At 42.6% G+C, this 16,257-nt stretch carries 12 protein-coding genes; 7 read left to right on the forward strand and 5 right to left on the reverse strand.

Translation table 11 applies throughout. The features are described 5' to 3' along the window. Nucleotides 1-452 precede the first annotated feature (452 nt). The 5 genes from EL210_RS02465 to EL210_RS02485 all read right to left on the reverse strand — a co-directional run bounded on the left by EL210_RS02465 (nucleotide 453) and on the right by EL210_RS02485 (nucleotide 7,459). Nucleotides 453-1,211 carry a succinate dehydrogenase/fumarate reductase iron-sulfur subunit gene (locus EL210_RS02465; RefSeq protein WP_004373246.1) on the reverse strand — a complete coding sequence of 253 codons (759 nt, stop codon included), beginning with the start codon at nucleotides 1,209-1,211 and terminating at the stop codon, nucleotides 453-455. Nucleotides 1,212-1,258: 47 nt separating this feature from the next. Further along, nucleotides 1,259-1,612, reverse strand: a complete 354-nt coding sequence (locus EL210_RS02470) for a four helix bundle protein (RefSeq protein ID WP_004373248.1) — start codon at nucleotides 1,610-1,612, stop codon at nucleotides 1,259-1,261. A 114-nt stretch (nucleotides 1,613-1,726) separates the two neighbouring features. Then, nucleotides 1,727-3,709 carry a fumarate reductase/succinate dehydrogenase flavoprotein subunit gene (locus EL210_RS02475; protein ID WP_018919705.1) on the reverse strand — a complete coding sequence of 661 codons (1,983 nt, stop codon included), beginning with the start codon at nucleotides 3,707-3,709 and terminating at the stop codon, nucleotides 1,727-1,729. A 34-nt stretch (nucleotides 3,710-3,743) separates the two neighbouring features. Beyond that, the gene (locus EL210_RS02480) at nucleotides 3,744-4,448 is read right to left on the reverse strand and encodes a succinate dehydrogenase/fumarate reductase cytochrome b subunit (protein WP_004373253.1); all 705 of its coding nucleotides are present in this window, start codon (nucleotides 4,446-4,448) and stop codon (nucleotides 3,744-3,746) included. 416 nt (nucleotides 4,449-4,864) lie between these two features. Continuing rightward, complete coding sequence (locus tag EL210_RS02485) at nucleotides 4,865-7,459, reverse strand: beta-N-acetylglucosaminidase domain-containing protein (RefSeq protein WP_025879575.1); 2,595 nt, start codon at nucleotides 7,457-7,459, stop codon at nucleotides 4,865-4,867. Between the two features lie 732 nt (nucleotides 7,460-8,191). Here EL210_RS02485 and mnmG point away from each other — a divergent pair. The 7 genes from mnmG (at nucleotide 8,192) to EL210_RS02520 (ending at nucleotide 16,248) form a co-directional block, all read left to right on the forward strand. After that, nucleotides 8,192-10,063, forward strand: a complete 1,872-nt coding sequence (gene mnmG / locus EL210_RS02490) for a tRNA uridine-5-carboxymethylaminomethyl(34) synthesis enzyme MnmG (RefSeq protein ID WP_018919702.1) — start codon at nucleotides 8,192-8,194, stop codon at nucleotides 10,061-10,063. A gap of 210 nt (nucleotides 10,064-10,273) precedes the next feature. After that, on the forward strand, nucleotides 10,274-10,804 hold the full coding sequence (locus EL210_RS02495) for an adenine phosphoribosyltransferase (RefSeq protein ID WP_004373309.1): 531 nt from the start codon (nucleotides 10,274-10,276) through the stop codon (nucleotides 10,802-10,804). Between the two features lie 77 nt (nucleotides 10,805-10,881). Further along, nucleotides 10,882-12,729, forward strand: coding sequence for an excinuclease ABC subunit UvrC (gene uvrC / locus EL210_RS02500; protein WP_018919701.1), 1,848 nt, complete (start codon nucleotides 10,882-10,884; stop codon nucleotides 12,727-12,729). A 19-nt stretch (nucleotides 12,730-12,748) separates the two neighbouring features. Further along, entirely contained in the window at nucleotides 12,749-13,201 is a 453-nt protein-coding gene (dtd, locus tag EL210_RS02505) for a D-aminoacyl-tRNA deacylase (RefSeq protein ID WP_018919700.1), read from the forward strand. 299 nt (nucleotides 13,202-13,500) lie between these two features. Further along, a complete protein-coding gene (locus tag EL210_RS02510) occupies nucleotides 13,501-13,824 on the forward strand; it encodes a nucleotide pyrophosphohydrolase (protein ID WP_004377903.1) in 324 nt (107 codons plus the stop codon). 21 nt (nucleotides 13,825-13,845) lie between these two features. Next, nucleotides 13,846-14,787, forward strand: coding sequence for a deoxyribose-phosphate aldolase (gene deoC, locus EL210_RS02515; RefSeq protein ID WP_018919699.1), 942 nt, complete (start codon nucleotides 13,846-13,848; stop codon nucleotides 14,785-14,787). A 99-nt stretch (nucleotides 14,788-14,886) separates the two neighbouring features. Beyond that, nucleotides 14,887-16,248 carry a WG repeat-containing protein gene (locus EL210_RS02520; RefSeq protein ID WP_051078664.1) on the forward strand — a complete coding sequence of 454 codons (1,362 nt, stop codon included), beginning with the start codon at nucleotides 14,887-14,889 and terminating at the stop codon, nucleotides 16,246-16,248. The last annotated feature ends 9 nt before the right edge of the window (nucleotides 16,249-16,257 follow it).

The raw sequence follows: 16,257 nt of genomic DNA on the forward strand, positions 1-16,257 counted from the left end.
ATTGACTATCAAATGATTATCTCATTTACTTGGAATGAATGTGCATTTCGACGTCAAAGCATGTTGTCATTTGCGTCAAATGACTGTGTAAGATGCGTCAAGTGGCGTGGTAATTCCATTCACTTTGTGCGGTCGTTTGGTGCAAATGGCGCCGTAAAGTGGCGTAGATTGTAAAGCAAGAGGAAAGAAACGAGGGCATCGAAGCCATAAAAGGACTTCGCAAAAGCATGGAAAACGCGTTTTCATTTCTATTTGGTCGACTCCGGAAGTGTTAAAAACCGCACAACAAACTTTACAAAGTCGCTTTTCATCTCAATAAATGTGACACATGATAAAGCTTGAAGTTCAATCTTCAAACCTCGAAGTTGAAAGGGAAAAAAGGAGGGAAAACCAATTGGATTTCCCTCCTTATATTCTTTATTCCTACCCCGGAAACCGAGGAAGGAGTAAGTTTAATCACCGAATTTTGCCTTGATAAACTCGCGGTTAAGACGGGCTATATTGGCAATTTTCTCGTTCTTAGGGCATACAGCTTCGCATGCACGGGTGTTCGTGCAGTTACCGAAACCAAGCTCATCCATTCTGGCAACCATCGCCTTGGCACGTCGTGCGGCCTCGGGCTTACCTTGTGGAAGGAGTGCCAACTGGCTCACCTTAGAACTTACAAAGAGCATTGCAGAACCGTTCTTACAAGCAGCTACGCAGGCACCGCAACCGATACAAGTGGCGCAGTCCATAGCTTCGTCTGCATTTTCTTTGCTGATCAGGATTGCATTGGCATCCTGAGCCTGACCTGTGCGGATAGAAGTATAGCCGCCAGCCTGAATGATTTTATCGAATGCGGAGCGGTCAACCATGCAGTCTTTGATAACAGGGAAGCCTGCAGAACGCCAAGGCTCTACGGTGATAACGTCGCCATCATTGAAACGACGCATATAGAGTTGGCAGGTTGTTGCACCGCGCTCGGTCTTTCCATGAGGTGTACCGTTGATATAAAGTGAGCACATACCGCAGATACCCTCACGGCAGTCGTGGTCGAAAACGAAAGGTTCCTGACCGTCGTCGATGAGTTCTTCGTTCAGAATATCGAGCATCTCAAGGAACGAGGTGTCGTCAGGGATATTCTTCATCTCGCGTGTATCGAAATGTCCCTGGTCTTGTGGACCATTCTGTTTCCAATACTTTATTGTGAATGATATATTCTTTGCCATGTTCTTATTTTTTAGTTGACAAGTAAACAAGTGGACGAGTTGACGGGTTATTTGCCTAATGATTTTATCAAAGCAGCTAACATCTTGATGATATTTTGCACTTCAATAGTCAACTGTTCTACTTCATCTAAAGAAATATAACCCAAATCCTTCGAAAGGATTAACTGTGTTTCCAACTCACATGCAGAGCCTAATGCTATGCTAAGGAAGTTTTCAGTTTCACGCTGATGGAGTCTTCCGTAGCCCTCGGCTATGTTGGAAGGAATTGACACGACAGCTCTGCGCATTTGAGAAGTCAATCCGAAGATTTCTTCCCGAGGGAACATTTTGGTGGCTTTATAAACCTCCATGACCAGTTCCATAGCCTTTTGCCAGACGGTTAAATCCTTATGAGTCTTCATACTTCAAGTCTTACAACACCATATACTTGCTTGTCTTGTCTGCATTTATAATTTATGTTCTTGGAGAAGGAACAAGCCGACAACTTGTCAACTTGTCCACTATACAACCGTCAACTAATTTTTATAGTTACGTGTTTGTACCTTAATTGCCTCATACTCGAGTGGTTCCTTGATCAATTCAGGAGCCTTGGTGTCGTCTCCCTGATATTCCCAGCAGCCCACATAGAAGAAGTTTTCGTCGTCGCGCTTAGCTTCTCCTTCTTCTGTTTGATGCTCCTCACGGAAGTGACCACCGCAACTTTCCTCACGATGAAGCGCATCGTAGGCCACGAGTTCGCCCATCAAGATGAAGTCACGCAAGTGGATAGCCTTGTCAAGCTCAATGTTGAGACCTTCCTTGGTGCCTGGGATGAAGAGGTTTGAATTGAACTCTTCGCGGAGTTCTTTCAGCAACTTCAAACCTGTTTCGAGGCCTTCCTTGGTGCGGCCCATACCCACATGTTCCCACATGATATGGCCAAGTTCCTTGTGGATAGAGTCAACAGAACGCTTACCCTTGATGTTCATGAGGCGATCAATCTCTTTCTTCACGCCCTCTTCTGCCTCTACAAACTCAGCACGGTCTGTTGGAACCTTGGGCCAAAGCGCCTGGTCTGCGAGATAATTCTGAATAGTATAAGGCAAAACAAAATAGCCATCGGCTAATCCCTGCATCAAAGCTGACGCACCAAGACGGTTGGCACCGTGGTCAGAGAAGTTACACTCACCGATAGAGAACAGACCGGGAACGGTGGTCATCAACTCATAGTCGACCCAAATACCACCCATTGTATAGTGGATAGCAGGGAAAATCATCATCGGATTATAGTACTTCACACCGTTAATCTCATTGGCAACTTCACCAGGGTTGACATCGGTAATCTCTTCATACATATCGAAAAGGTTGCCATAACGCTGAAGAATGGTATCAATGCCGAGGCGATTGATAGACTCAGAGAAGTCGAGGAATACGGCTAAGCCTGTGTTATTGACACCGAAGCCCTTGTCACAACGCTCCTTGGCTGCACGTGAGGCAACGTCACGAGGAACAAGGTTTCCAAAGGCTGGATAACGGCGCTCCAAATAGTAATCGCGGTCTTCTTCAGGAATATCAGAGCCCTTTTTGGTTCCTTCCTGCAATGCCTTGGCATCTTCAAGTTTCTTTGGAACCCAGATACGTCCGTCGTTACGGAGCGACTCAGACATCAATGTCAGCTTAGACTGCTTGTCGCCATGCACCGGAATACAAGTCGGGTGGATCTGAACATAAGAAGGATTTGCCATGTAAGCACCCTTACGGTAGCACTGAACGGCAGCTGTGCAGTTGCAGCCCATAGCGTTAGTAGAGAGGAAATAAGTATTTCCATAACCTCCGGTAGCAATCACTACGGCATTGGCTGTGAAGCGTTCAAGCTCACCGGTAATGAGGTTCTTGGCAATGATACCACGTGCATGGCCGTCGACGATAACAACGTCTTCCATTTCATAGCGCGTGAAGAGCTTCACCTTGCCCGCATTGATTTGTGCACTCAATGAAGAGTAAGCACCGAGAAGAAGCTGCTGACCGGTCTGTCCCTTGGCATAGAAGGTACGGCTTACCTGTGCACCACCGAATGAGCGGTTGGCCAACATACCACCGTATTCACGTGCGAAAGGTACGCCTTGTGCCACACACTGGTCGATAATATCATTTGAAACCTCTGCCAAACGATAGACATTGGCCTCACGAGCACGGTAGTCACCGCCCTTAACGGTATCGTAGAAGAGGCGGTAAACGGAGTCACCGTCGTTCTGATAGTTCTTTGCTGCATTGATACCTCCCTGCGCAGCAATAGAGTGTGCACGGCGAGGAGAGTCCTGGATACAGAAGTTCAGTACGTTGAAACCCATCTCCCCAAGAGATGCGGCAGCGCTGGCACCGGCCAGACCCGTACCGACAACAATAACATCCAGCTTCAATTTATTCTTTGGATTGACCAAACGCTGATGAGCCTTATAGTTGGTCCACTTTTCAGCTACAGGTCCTTCTGGTATTCTGGAATTTAATGTCTTAGTCATGATTGTTCTAAATTAAAAATTCATATTAGATTGCTTATAACGCAACACAGTGTGATGTAGCACAGCACAGACTTGGTGCACAACCGAAAGCGAATGCAAGTACTACCACAAGGAAAGCGAGCATCAACAGTGTAACGTAAACATTACCGATGATCTTCCAGCGGTTAAACCACACCTTGCCATTGACACCAACGGTCTGCATGGCGCTCCAGAAACCGTGAGAGAGATGGAACCACAGTGCAACAATCCAGATGATGTAAAGCACTACATAGAGTTTGTTCTTGAATGTCGCTACAATCAAGCCAAAACCGTCAGTGGGTTCAAGAACCGTTTTCATACCAACAAGCTCTGCAAACATCATGTTATACCAGAAGTTGAAAAGGTGGAGGCCAATCCCCAGCAATACAATGATACCGAGAACAAGCATGTTCTGACTGGCCCACTCTACCTTGTCAGGCTTTGCCGTAACCTCATAACGATTGGCACCACGGGCACGACGGTTCTGTGCTGTAAGGATAAAAGCGTAGACAATGTGACAAACTGCCAAGGCACCAAGACCTGCCGTCGCCGCAACTGCATACCAGTTGGCACCCAACAGCTCACAAATCATGTTGTAGGCATCTTTAGAAAAGAGTGCAGCAACATTCATACAACAGTGGAATGTCATGAATAGAATCAGTGCTATGCCTGTTACAGACATCACTACCTTTCTACCAATAGATGAATTGATTAACCACATAAATGATTGATTTTTAATTATTTAACTGTTTGAATAATATACAATGAATATTCTTCCCGAACAAATCAGACAATAAAAGAGTATCAACGACTACCTCATATTAGGTAGTAAATACCAGGATATGAGGGGAAATACCCTTTGGAATTCAGTGCAAAAATACTATATTTTAATGATTTATCAAAGTATTTTAGATAAAATAATCTATATTTAAATTAGGATTTAGTCTCTGGAATATGCTATACGGAATATTCACTTTTATGAGATATTGATAGAAGTGCATTTTCGTCTGTGCACATAAATCCATAAAACAAGGTTTCAAGGTTATGAAAACAAGAAAGGAAGTATCAGCAAGAATTCTACATTGCTTAGCTTGATACTTCCTCACTATAGAAAAACTAATAAAAATAATCGTTCAATTAATGTTGGGATTTAGGTATGATTTCAAACACATTTGCTTTTCCAATAACCTCTATACGGGTCACATTTTTTGCAACATCCACAGTAAAGAATGGAGAAGTAGATGTATATTCGGCCTTCAAGCGATTACGCTTGTCATACTGACAAAGGCGAACCGAACCGTCTGTTGGCAAAGAAAGCAAGAATGTAAAAGCTGTTGTACCGTGTGGTACCCTAAATGAGAAATCGCCTATACTCTTGAAAATGGTACTTGGTTGATGATCGAAAGCATTCAGAATGTCATTCGACACACCGTTGTTCTCAATAAAGGGAGTTGCAGCCACATTTTCAGGAACCACTGTAAACGAACGAACAGCTGCCCAGTTTGTACGTTTTGAATCGAGTCGGACAAGGCGAATATAACGTGCCTCTATTGGTCTTTCAGCCTTCCAAAGAATATCATACTGATTATGTAAACCCGTTAAAAGCGGCTTCCAGACTTTGCCATCAACAGAATACTCTATTGCGGCATGGTCAAAGAAGTCGGTATCATCTTTAGAATTTCTGCCTTGTAAGATATGAACCTCACGAATAGGCATCGGTTCGGGAAGTGAAACTCCAATCCAATCACCTGCTTTCTGACTCTCACCAGAAGTATAGAAGGTGGCACTGTCACCATCCAACATGAGTTCACTCTGTGTTGTTCCTATATTCCTATAGGTTCCTGTGCCATGCAAAGAGAAAGCTTTCTTACCCGATTGCCGCTCATAAAAAGCTTCTCCTAAATCTTTCATGGCACATTCGTAGAATGGTTGCAGCTTCATTGTACCGGATTTATGTGCCTCGTAAGCTTGCTTATCCTTATTGCTCATCAGGTTTTTTACATATGCTTTCCAAAAGGATGATGCATCTTCGGAGCGATAGAGATCCATGAGTTCAAGGGCTTTCTTGCCACGCATACCAAGTTTCCCGAACTCTTTCAGCCACGGTTGGAGTTCTTGAAGAAGCAGAGTGTCATTACAACCCGCTTCAATCTTTGCGGGCGCCTGTGCCACACGTTCGAACTCTTCATAAAGTTTATCACGCTTTTCCTTTGTATAATCAGCTAACCGGAAAGTCTCTGTCCCCCATGATTCATCGCGACGATAGCCCGTTTCTGTGTCTGCAGAATGGATAGCAAATGTGCGATAAGCCTCTTTTGCATGGGGCATCATCACCTCTAAACCACGTTCCCAACTGTCAATTGGATTATAGGCAGCAGGATTCCACGTATAGTCTGCCACACTATAGAGTGAAAGTTTCGAAGCCTCTCCATGCTCCATAGGGTTACTGACAAGTCCACACATATCTTTATTTGTGAGTGAAGTGTCTAAACCATAGACCGGACCTTGCAATATAAGATTACGAACATAGTCGGTTACAGCATAGTTCCACCAGAAGAAAGCAGGACGTTTGATACGGCTATCCACCCAGTCGAGAGTTTCTTTTGTGACATCACTGCAAACCACATCGCCTGTCCAAAACACACGGACAGAGGGATCGAGGGTGCGTCCATAAATGCTCAATGGGCCGTCTTCATCTGCTTTTGCCCATAACTTAGAATAATCCGTCGGACAGATAATAAGCGGTGAGACATCGCCTTTGGCTTTTACAAATTCCTTGGTCAAGCGATTCAACAGCTCAACTTGCTTATTCGGATTAGTTCCTTCCCCTGAAATATCATCGAAGAATATAGCAAATGAGCGTACACCGTCTGCATACATGAGATTAAATTTACGTACAAGATTCTGGTAATCTTCCTCATTCCACTTAATATCTTTTCCTGGATGAATCGCCCAAACGAAGTCTACCCGGTTCCTCCGACACGCCTCAACTAATTCCTTAATGTTTCTTTGCTCCCTCTCCGGATACGGCAGACGCCAGTTTGGTGAACTGTGATAAGGATCGTCTTTCGGACCATAAATATAGGTGTTCAGCTTATATCGTCCATAAAATTCAATCAGAGACAGACGTACGGCATGTGACCACGGCATACCATAAAAGCCTTCAACAACACCACGATAAGGGAAGACAGGTGCATCATTAATTTCCAAACAAGGTAGTTTCCTACCACCTTCTGCTATAGGACTCTCTATGATCTGACGCAAAGTCTGAATAGCATAGAACACTCCCGCATCATTAGCAGCCTGAATACGAATTCCCTTTGGACTTACCGTCAATGAATAGGCCCCATCAACATTAGCCTGTTTCTTACTGACAACATCCACAACAAGAGGTTTTTCCACTAATTGTATCTGCAAAGGGAAGCCCTTTGAAGAGAGGGAAAGGAACGTCAGCTCGTTCCTATAGTCGAAGGTTAGCTTACGTTTCGATATTGGTTGAATTAAATGAACACCGACACTGATGTCTACAGTATTTCCACTTGTCAGTCTCAAATGGCGAGGTGTCGGATTAATAACAAGTCCATGGTGATCGATTTTCTTACCAGGGACAGGGGTTATTGATTGTATTTCCGAACGTTGACTGCCTAAATCGAACTCATTTTCCTGTGCTTGTACTACTGTAAAGGTGCATAGACTCAATACAAATGCAACTAAGATCTTCTTTTGTTTCATGTAGGTTTTTAATTATTTAGCTTACAACTGATCACACATTTTCATATATGTTTCAGCCGTTTATAAAAGATTTCACAATCGTTTCTCTTTGCAACGGTCAAAGATAACGCCAACAAAGATAAGAAATAAAAATAAATTCTAACCATCCACAGATATAAAAAAACAGATGAATATGATTTATCTATTACAAGAAAATATATGACATTTATATAAAAACTGTAAGACTTTGACCATTGCATTACCCTGTTCGGGACAGGAAATTGGAACTACTCAAGAGCTAAGATTTATCCCCAATTAGTGCAACCTAAATCTGTCTGCATGGTAATTTGCCGTAGATTACGCTGCAACTTGACTCACTTTACAGCGTAACTTGACGCTAATTACACTGTAACTTGAGGCACTTTACATCATAAAGTGACTCAAATTGCGAGGCGATTCGATTTCAATCGCAACGCCACGTGATGAAACCCTATTTATTATTATATTGAATCGGGGTATTACATTAATCTGTTTCCTTTCTAAAACAGCACGAGAATATATCACAAGACTCACAGTTCTCATGTAAGATCAATATCATGTCATCCTCTCAATCATAAACTATGGTACAGTATATTGAACGCATCCTGCTGATGCTTTTTAATGAATAAAAGCATCATAATTCGATTTTATTTCTTAATTTTGTAACGTATCTAAAATAGAAAAGTTATATCTCTATACTTTTGTAGAAAGACAATGGAACTCAAGTATGACGTACTTGTTATCGGTGGTGGCCATGCTGGTTGCGAAGCTGCAGCGGCTTCAGCAAACATGGGAGCTAAAACCTGCTTGATAACAATGGATATGAACAAGATAGCCCAGATGAGTTGCAATCCTGCCGTAGGTGGAATTGCGAAAGGACAAATCGTAAGAGAAATCGATGCTTTGGGTGGAAACATGGGTATTGTAACCGATAAAACTGCCATTCAGTTCCGCATGTTGAATATTGGGAAAGGCCCAGCTGTTTGGAGTCCACGGGCACAATGCGACCGAGGTAAATTCATTTGGGAATGGCGTACAACGCTCGATCACACCGAAAATCTTGATATTTGGCAGGATCAAGCTGACGAACTCATCGTTAAAAATAACGAGGCTGTAGGTGTAAAGACTATTTGGGGAGTGACGTTTTATGCCAAAAGCATTGTCGTCACAGCAGGCACATTCCTCAACGGATTAATGCATGTCGGACGCAAAATGATAGAAGGTGGTCGCTGTGCAGAACCGGCAGTGCACCATTTCACAGAGAGTATCACACGCTGGGGAATTACTTCTGCACGTATGAAAACAGGGACTCCCATAAGAATAGACAAACGAACTGTTCACTTTGATGAAATGGAAGAACAGAAAGGAGACACTGACTTCCATCAGTTTAGTTATATGGGTGAGCACCGCATACTCCGACAATTATCCTGTTGGACGACTTACACAAACAAAGAAGTGCACGAAACTTTACGAGAAGGTTTGACCGATTCACCTCTGTTTAATGGACAGATACAAAGCACCGGGCCTCGCTATTGCCCCTCTATAGAGACCAAACTTGTTACATTCCCCGACAAAGAGCAACATCCGTTATTCCTTGAACCAGAAGGCGAAGACACCAATGAAATGTATCTGAATGGGTTTTCTTCAAGTATGCCCATGGATATCCAATTAGCTGCCATCCATAAAATCCCAGCGTTTCGCGATGTAAAAATATATCGCCCTGGCTACGCTATAGAATACGATTACTTTGACCCAACCCAATTAAAACACTCGTTGGAATCGAAGATTTTGCCTGGTTTGTTCTTTGCAGGACAGGTAAATGGCACTACAGGATATGAAGAAGCAGGCGGACAAGGTATTGTTGCTGGCATTAATGCAGCCCTCCATTGCACAGGAAGTGAACCTTTTATAATGCAACGAGATCAGAGTTATATCGGTGTTCTTATCGATGATTTAACAACGAAAGGCGTTGATGAACCTTACCGTATGTTTACATCTCGTGCAGAATATCGTATTCTTTTGCGTCAAGATGACGCTGACGCACGCCTCACAGAAATAGCACACAACCTTGGAATTGCCAAACGCAATCGTTACGATTGGTGGCATCAAAAGAAAGAAGCAGTCCACCGTTTAATTCATTTCTGCAAGGAATATCCGATTAAAGCGAGCGAAATAAACTCTCAATTAGAATCATTAGGCACCACCCCTCTTCGTGCAGGGTGTAAACTTTCTGATTTAATTGCACGACCACACCTAACACTTCAGAACCTTTCGGAAATCATTCCAGAGCTTAAAGAAGCATTACAAATGCCGGAAAATCGAAAAGAAGAAATAGCTGAAGCAGCCGAAATCCAGATGAAATACCAAGGATACATCGAACGAGAACGGATTATCGCCGATAAAATGCATAGATTAGAAAACATTAAAATCAAGGGAAGATTTAAATATATCGAACTTCAAGAGATTTCAACAGAAGGCCGACAAAAACTCGAAAAAATAGATCCAGAGACTTTAGCACAAGCAAGTAGAATTCCAGGAGTATCCCCAAGTGATATCAATGTACTTTTAATTCTATTAGGACGATAGGCTTCCTGCAACTCAAAACGAAGTTTCACGTGAAACGAGATAAATAACAAAACGCTGATATCTAATAATTTAAGTATTCAAATGAAACATATAATATTAAATAAAACATAAGAAGACATCGAAAGACAAGAACTTTTTACGAGTAAAACCAAACACAACATACCAGATATTAAGAAATTAAAAGAATTCAAATACAATACAAAATAAAAGATGAATAAACAACTATTATTAGACAATCTGCGCAGCATTCCAGATTGGCCCATTAAAGGTGTCAACTTTCGTGATGTTACTACCCTGTTCAAAAGCCCAGAAGCACTCCGCGAAATCGCGGAAGAGATGTATGACATCTATAAAGAAAAGGGAATAACTAAAATTGTAGGCATAGAGAGTCGCGGCTTTGTCATGTCATCAGCCGTAGCTGTAAAGTTAGGTGCAGGCATCGTGTTATGTCGCAAACCAGGCAAACTGCCTTGTGAAACTGTACAAGAAAGCTACGCCAAGGAATATGGCATAGACACCATTGAAATTCACAAAGATGCCATTAATGAGAATGATGTCATTCTTCTTCACGACGATTTACTCGCTACAGGCGGCACAATGAAAGCAGCATGTAATTTAGTTAAGAAGTTTCACCCAAAGAAAATATATTGCAACTTCATTATTGAACTAAACACAGAGTTCCCTGAAAGCCGAGAACTTTTCGACAAAGACATTGAGATCTCATCCTTACTGAAATTCTAATTATTATGGAATGGCAGCCTTGTTTCACGTGAAACAAGGCTGCCATTCTTTACTTTATATAAAGGGGATACGCATATATGACACGCGAAGAAAATGAGAAACGATTAGCTTATCTCAAGAACATCGTATTAAACATGCCTGAGAAACCTGGTAGCTATCAATTTTATGATGAGAACAAAAATATCATATATGTCGGTAAAGCCAAGCGTCTCAAACAGCGTGTCTCATCTTATTTCCATAAAGAAGTAGATCGGTTCAAGACTAAAGTGTTAGTCTCCAAGATTAGAGATATCAGCTATACCGTCGTCAATACTGAAGAAGATGCGCTCTTACTCGAGAACAGTCTCATCAAGAAGTATAATCCCCGCTACAACGTCTTGCTGAAAGACGGCAAGACTTATCCCAGCATCTGTATTACTAACGAGTATTTTCCACGTATCTTCAAGACCCGAAATATCAACAAACGTTTCGGCACTTTCTTTGGTCCCTACCCTCATGTCGGAAGTATGTATGCCATTCTTGATATCATCAAGCGCCTTTACAAACCACGCACCTGTCGCCTTCCTCTCACCAAAGAGGGTGTTCAACAAGGGAAGTTCAAACCTTGCTTAGAATACCATATTCATAATTGTGATGCTCCATGCATTGGTAAACAGAGCTACGAAGAATATCAAGAGAACATGAATCAAGCACGCGAGATTCTAAAAGGGAACACTCGTGAAGTGAGTAAAAGACTTTATCAACTCATGATGAAGAATGCCGAACTCTTAAAATTCGAGGCAGCAGAAGACATCAAAAAGAAGATTTCACTCCTCAACGAATTTGTTGCTAAGAGTGAAGTTGTCAGTCATACGATTGATGATGTAGACGTTTTTACTATTGTTGATGATGAGACTAACCACAATGCCTACATCAATTATATTCATGTGCGCAAGGGAACCATCAATCAAAGTTTTACATATGAGTATAAAAGAAAACTTGATGAAAGTGACGAGGAACTACTAATTACTGCCATTCCCGACATCAGAGAACGTTTCAAGAGCCATGCTAAAGAGATTATTGTGCCATTTGAAATGGAGTGGAAGATAAAAGGTGCAGAGTTCTTCGTACCTCAAAGAGGTGATAAAAAACATCTCCTCGAACTGTCAGAGATGAATGGGAAACAGTATAAATTCGACCGACTGAAGCAATCAGAGAAACTCAATCCGGAACAGAAGCATACGCGGTTGATGAAAGAGTTGCAAGCCAAGCTAAAGCTTCCCAAACTTCCCTATCAGATTGAATGCTTTGACAACAGCAACATTTCAGGTATGGATGCCGTGGCAGGCTGCATAGTATATAAAGGTATGAAGCCCTCACGGAAAGACTATCGCAAATACAACATCAAGACGGTTGTTGGTCCCGATGATTATTCCTCCATGCAAGAAGTCGTCCGCCGACGCTATAGTCGCATGATAGAAGAGCAGACTTCCCTCCCCGACCTCATTATTACGGATGGTGGGAAAGGTCAAATGGAGGTCGTAAGAGAAGTAGTTGCCGATGAACTACACCTCGACATACCCATTGCCGGACTTGCCAAAGACGACCGACACCGCACAAACGAACTCCTCTACGGTTTTCCTCCACAGACCATTGGACTTGATGTGAAGAGCGAACTCTTCAAAGTACTCACACAAATACAAGATGAAGTGCACCGTTACGCTATCACCTTCCACCGCAACAAGCGCTCAAAACACGCCCTACACAGTGAACTTGACGACATCAAAGGGCTTGGACCAAAGGGCAAAGAGGCGCTATTCAAGGAACTAAAGACCGTTAAATCCATAAAAGAATCTGATAATCAACGACTTATACAAATTCTTGGAGCATCTAAAGGAATGATAGTTTATAAACATTTTCACCCAGAAATGCCCGAAACAGAATAATTTTTTGTATATTTGCCGTATGAGAATAGTCATACAACGCTGTGCACAGGCCTCTGTTACCCTAAATAATGAAGTGAAAACTGCTATTGGCAGAGGCTACCTTATCCTTTTAGGCATCGAAGAAAGTGATACCGAAGAAGATGCTAATTGGCTGATACATAAAGTAATAAACCTAAGAGTTTTCGACGATGAGCAGGGCATCATGAACCGTTCTATCATGGATATTGACGGCGAAATCCTTGTTGTTTCCCAGTTCACACTATTTGCAAGCTACAAGAAAGGCAACCGCCCATCGTGGCTCCGCGCAGCAAAACATGAGATTTCAGTACCTCTTTACAACTATTTCTGCAATGAATTGTCACACAAACTCTGCAAAACCGTAGGCACAGGAGAGTTCGGAGCCGATATGAAAGTGGCGCTCGTCAACGACGGCCCCGTAACTATTTGCATGGATAGTAAGGCGAGAGAGTAGAGCCTCTCCCCCAACCCCTTTGCTTTCCTCGCTTCGCAAGCTCAACGAACAGCAACCTACAGTTCCCCAAAAAGAGAGGGGATAATATCATTTTCCAATGGAAATAAAAGACAAAAAATAAAAGAAGCTAACGAATATCCAATTTATTCGGAAGCTATATCAAACTTACAAAAGTCACAATAAACGAGTATAAACACAATAAAATAACCTCGAATTAGCAAGCATATCACTCCCCTCTTTCTTCGGAGAGGGTTAGGGGCTAAGGCTGTTAAGAGCGGGATACTTTATATTACACTATTATGACCCTTCAAGAAGCCCAGAAATCCGTTGATGAATGGATAAAAACTTATGGCGTTCGCTACTTCAATGAACTCACCAACATGGCCTGTCTCACAGAAGAAGTAGGCGAATTAGCACGCGTTATAGCCAGGAAATATGGCGAGCAAAGCTTCAAACCGGGTGAGAAAGCCAACTTAGGAGAGGAAATGGCCGACGTGCTTTGGGTGCTCCTTTGCTTAGCCAACCAAACCGGTGTAGACCTCACGGCCGAATTAAAGAAAAGCTTTGAAAAGAAAACCCAGCGTGACAACAAGCGTCATCTGAACAACAATAAATTGAAATAAACAACCTAATCAATACAAATTATGGCATATACAAAGACTATCCTGCCACAAAACGAAGGCAAGGAGATGAAGAATGAAGACAAGAGCAAGTATGAGAAAGCTCTTGAATTGTATGACACCAACCTCAACGACGCCGAAATTCAGGCCTCCGTAAAGAAGATTATCGAGGAAAAAGTGCCACAGAATGATACTATGGAGGTAAAGAAATTCCTCTTCGGAAGTATCGAACTCACAACACTCAGCACTACGGACACAGAAGAGAAAGTGCTCAAAATGATTGAGAAAGTCAATCAGTTCGACCGCGAGTACCCAGACATCCCCCATGTTGCAGCCGTTTGTGTCTATCCCGTCTTTACCGAACTCGTGGCCAATAGCCTTGAAATTGATGGTGTAGAAATTACCAACGTATGCGGAAATTTCCCTTCCTCACAGGCCCGGATGGAAGTAAAGGTGGCCGAAACTAAGTTGGCAGTGGCCGACGGTGCCACCGAAATAGATATCGTTCTCCCTGTAGGCAAGTTCCTCAGTGGCGACTTTGAAGGTGTCTGCGATGATATCAACGAGATGAAACAGGCTTGTGGAGAAGCACCTATGAAGGTTATCCTTGAGACCGGAGACTTAGAAAACTGCAGTAATATCAAGAAAGCTGCCTTGCTTTCCATGTATGCCGGCGCCGACTATATCAAGACATCTACCGGCAAAGAAAAGGTAAGCGCTACCCCAGAAGCGGCATACGTGATGTGTCAGGCTATCAAGGAATACTATGATAAGACTGGCATACAAATAGGTTTTAAGCCCGCTGGCGGCATCAATACGGTTACAGACGCCATTACCTACTACACCATCGTTAAAGAGCTCTTAGGCGAAAAATGGCTCACCAACAAGTGGTTCCGCATGGGAACAAGTCGTTTGACCAACCTCCTGCTAAGCGAAATCCTTGGAAAAGAGACCAAATTCTTCTAAACTATAGTTCGAAACGCCCTGCTTTCTCACTATAGAAAGCAAGGCGTTTGCGTTTAATATCGTCATCTAACACCCCACCCTATTCCTCGTTTTCAATTGATGAGAAAGAAAATCACCCTCTTTTTATTGCTTTTCACCCTATCGACGATGAGCCTAAATGCCCAGGTTGGCATTGCACTCTACCTTGAAAAAGCCAGTATCTGCAAGCAAAGTAATGGCAAATTCGGCCTCAATGACTCCCACAAGAAGCCTATTATCACCGATGCCGACACAATTTTTACGATCAGTGACGTCTTCTATTATATCATCAAAAACGGCAAACACGGTATCTATTTCATGAGCGGTGAGCCGTGTATCCCCATTGAATACGACAATATAGAGCATATATACAAAGATTATTGGCACATCACAAAAGACGGGAAAGCAGGCTTGTGCCGGTCAAACGGCAGGCAAGTTCTGCCCACAAACTACAAGAAAATCAGCGTCATTAGAAGGAAAGAAAGCGACAAATACGATTTCTTCATCGTCAAGAAAGATAAGTATGGCCTTTGCGATGACAATGGTAAACCTATCCTCCCGACCCAATACGACAAGATACAATACCGTGATGGTTATTGGGCATTAGAGAAAGCATCGGCTACCGACTATCTTCTCAACGATGAACACCTCGTAAAAGGCATCACCATCAGCAAGTATGAAATCCCCTTTCTCCACCGTGAGAACGGTAAAAACAAAAAATATTACAGCTTTAAGAAAGGTAATTTATGGAGCATTATCGATGAAGACGGACACACACGCATAAAGGCTCAGTATAAAAACAGACTCCAATTGACAAGCTATGAAGACGAGAATACCCCCATATTCTTTATTGCCCACGATAACGGTAATTTCGGTATCGTCGATCTCTACAATAAAATTATCCTGCCTATCAAATACGGTGGCATTTTGCGAACGGCATTCAAAGACATCATTGAGGTAGAAACCGCACAGGGATATCAGCTTTTCAGTCTGCGCTCCAAACGCATCATCACGTCCTTCTACGATGAGAACAGCAAATCTGACTCCAACTATTTATACCTCCACAAAGAGCCTTTCGTAACACCTTTTGATCCTCGCAAAGAGCAAACCCTGCTTCCATGGGAATACAAAAGAGTACAAAACATCGAAGGAAGTGATAACTTCATCGCACAAAAAGAAGGACGATACGGTGTTGTCAACAGTAGGAATGAAGCCCTTGTTCCCTTTATATATGACAATATCAAAAGCACTTTAAAACCCAACATGCTTATCATTGAAAAAGAGCGTAAGTATGGTATCATCGACACAAGCAACAAACTGCTGTATGGCATGACAGACAATGCCATTGAAAGTCGACGCAACTATTTTGAAATCAAGGACTATTCAAAACCCTTAAACCCAAGACTCGACTACGAGTTGAAACCCATCCCCGACCCTCGATAAAGGGGGATG

The sequence above is a fragment of the Segatella oris genome (assembly GCF_900637655.1).
Lineage (GTDB): Bacteria > Bacteroidota > Bacteroidia > Bacteroidales > Bacteroidaceae > Prevotella > Prevotella oris.

What these genes read in the sequence shown, in the direction of transcription:
- EL210_RS02465 (WP_004373246.1), bottom strand. Translation starts at nt 1,211, where the DNA reads ATGGCAAAGAATATATCATTCACAATAAAGTATTGGAAACAGAATGGT.
- EL210_RS02470 (WP_004373248.1), bottom strand. Translation starts at nt 1,612, where the DNA reads ATGAAGACTCATAAGGATTTAACCGTCTGGCAAAAGGCTATGGAACTG.
- EL210_RS02475 (WP_018919705.1), bottom strand. Translation starts at nt 3,709, where the DNA reads ATGACTAAGACATTAAATTCCAGAATACCAGAAGGACCTGTAGCTGAA.
- EL210_RS02480 (WP_004373253.1), bottom strand. Translation starts at nt 4,448, where the DNA reads ATGTGGTTAATCAATTCATCTATTGGTAGAAAGGTAGTGATGTCTGTA.
- EL210_RS02485 (WP_025879575.1), bottom strand. Translation starts at nt 7,459, where the DNA reads ATGAAACAAAAGAAGATCTTAGTTGCATTTGTATTGAGTCTATGCACC.
- mnmG (WP_018919702.1), top strand. Translation starts at nt 8,192, where the DNA reads ATGGAACTCAAGTATGACGTACTTGTTATCGGTGGTGGCCATGCTGGT.
- EL210_RS02495 (WP_004373309.1), top strand. Translation starts at nt 10,274, where the DNA reads ATGAATAAACAACTATTATTAGACAATCTGCGCAGCATTCCAGATTGG.
- uvrC (WP_018919701.1), top strand. Translation starts at nt 10,882, where the DNA reads ATGACACGCGAAGAAAATGAGAAACGATTAGCTTATCTCAAGAACATC.
- dtd (WP_018919700.1), top strand. Translation starts at nt 12,749, where the DNA reads ATGAGAATAGTCATACAACGCTGTGCACAGGCCTCTGTTACCCTAAAT.
- EL210_RS02510 (WP_004377903.1), top strand. Translation starts at nt 13,501, where the DNA reads ATGACCCTTCAAGAAGCCCAGAAATCCGTTGATGAATGGATAAAAACT.
- deoC (WP_018919699.1), top strand. Translation starts at nt 13,846, where the DNA reads ATGGCATATACAAAGACTATCCTGCCACAAAACGAAGGCAAGGAGATG.
- EL210_RS02520 (WP_051078664.1), top strand. Translation starts at nt 14,887, where the DNA reads ATGAGAAAGAAAATCACCCTCTTTTTATTGCTTTTCACCCTATCGACG.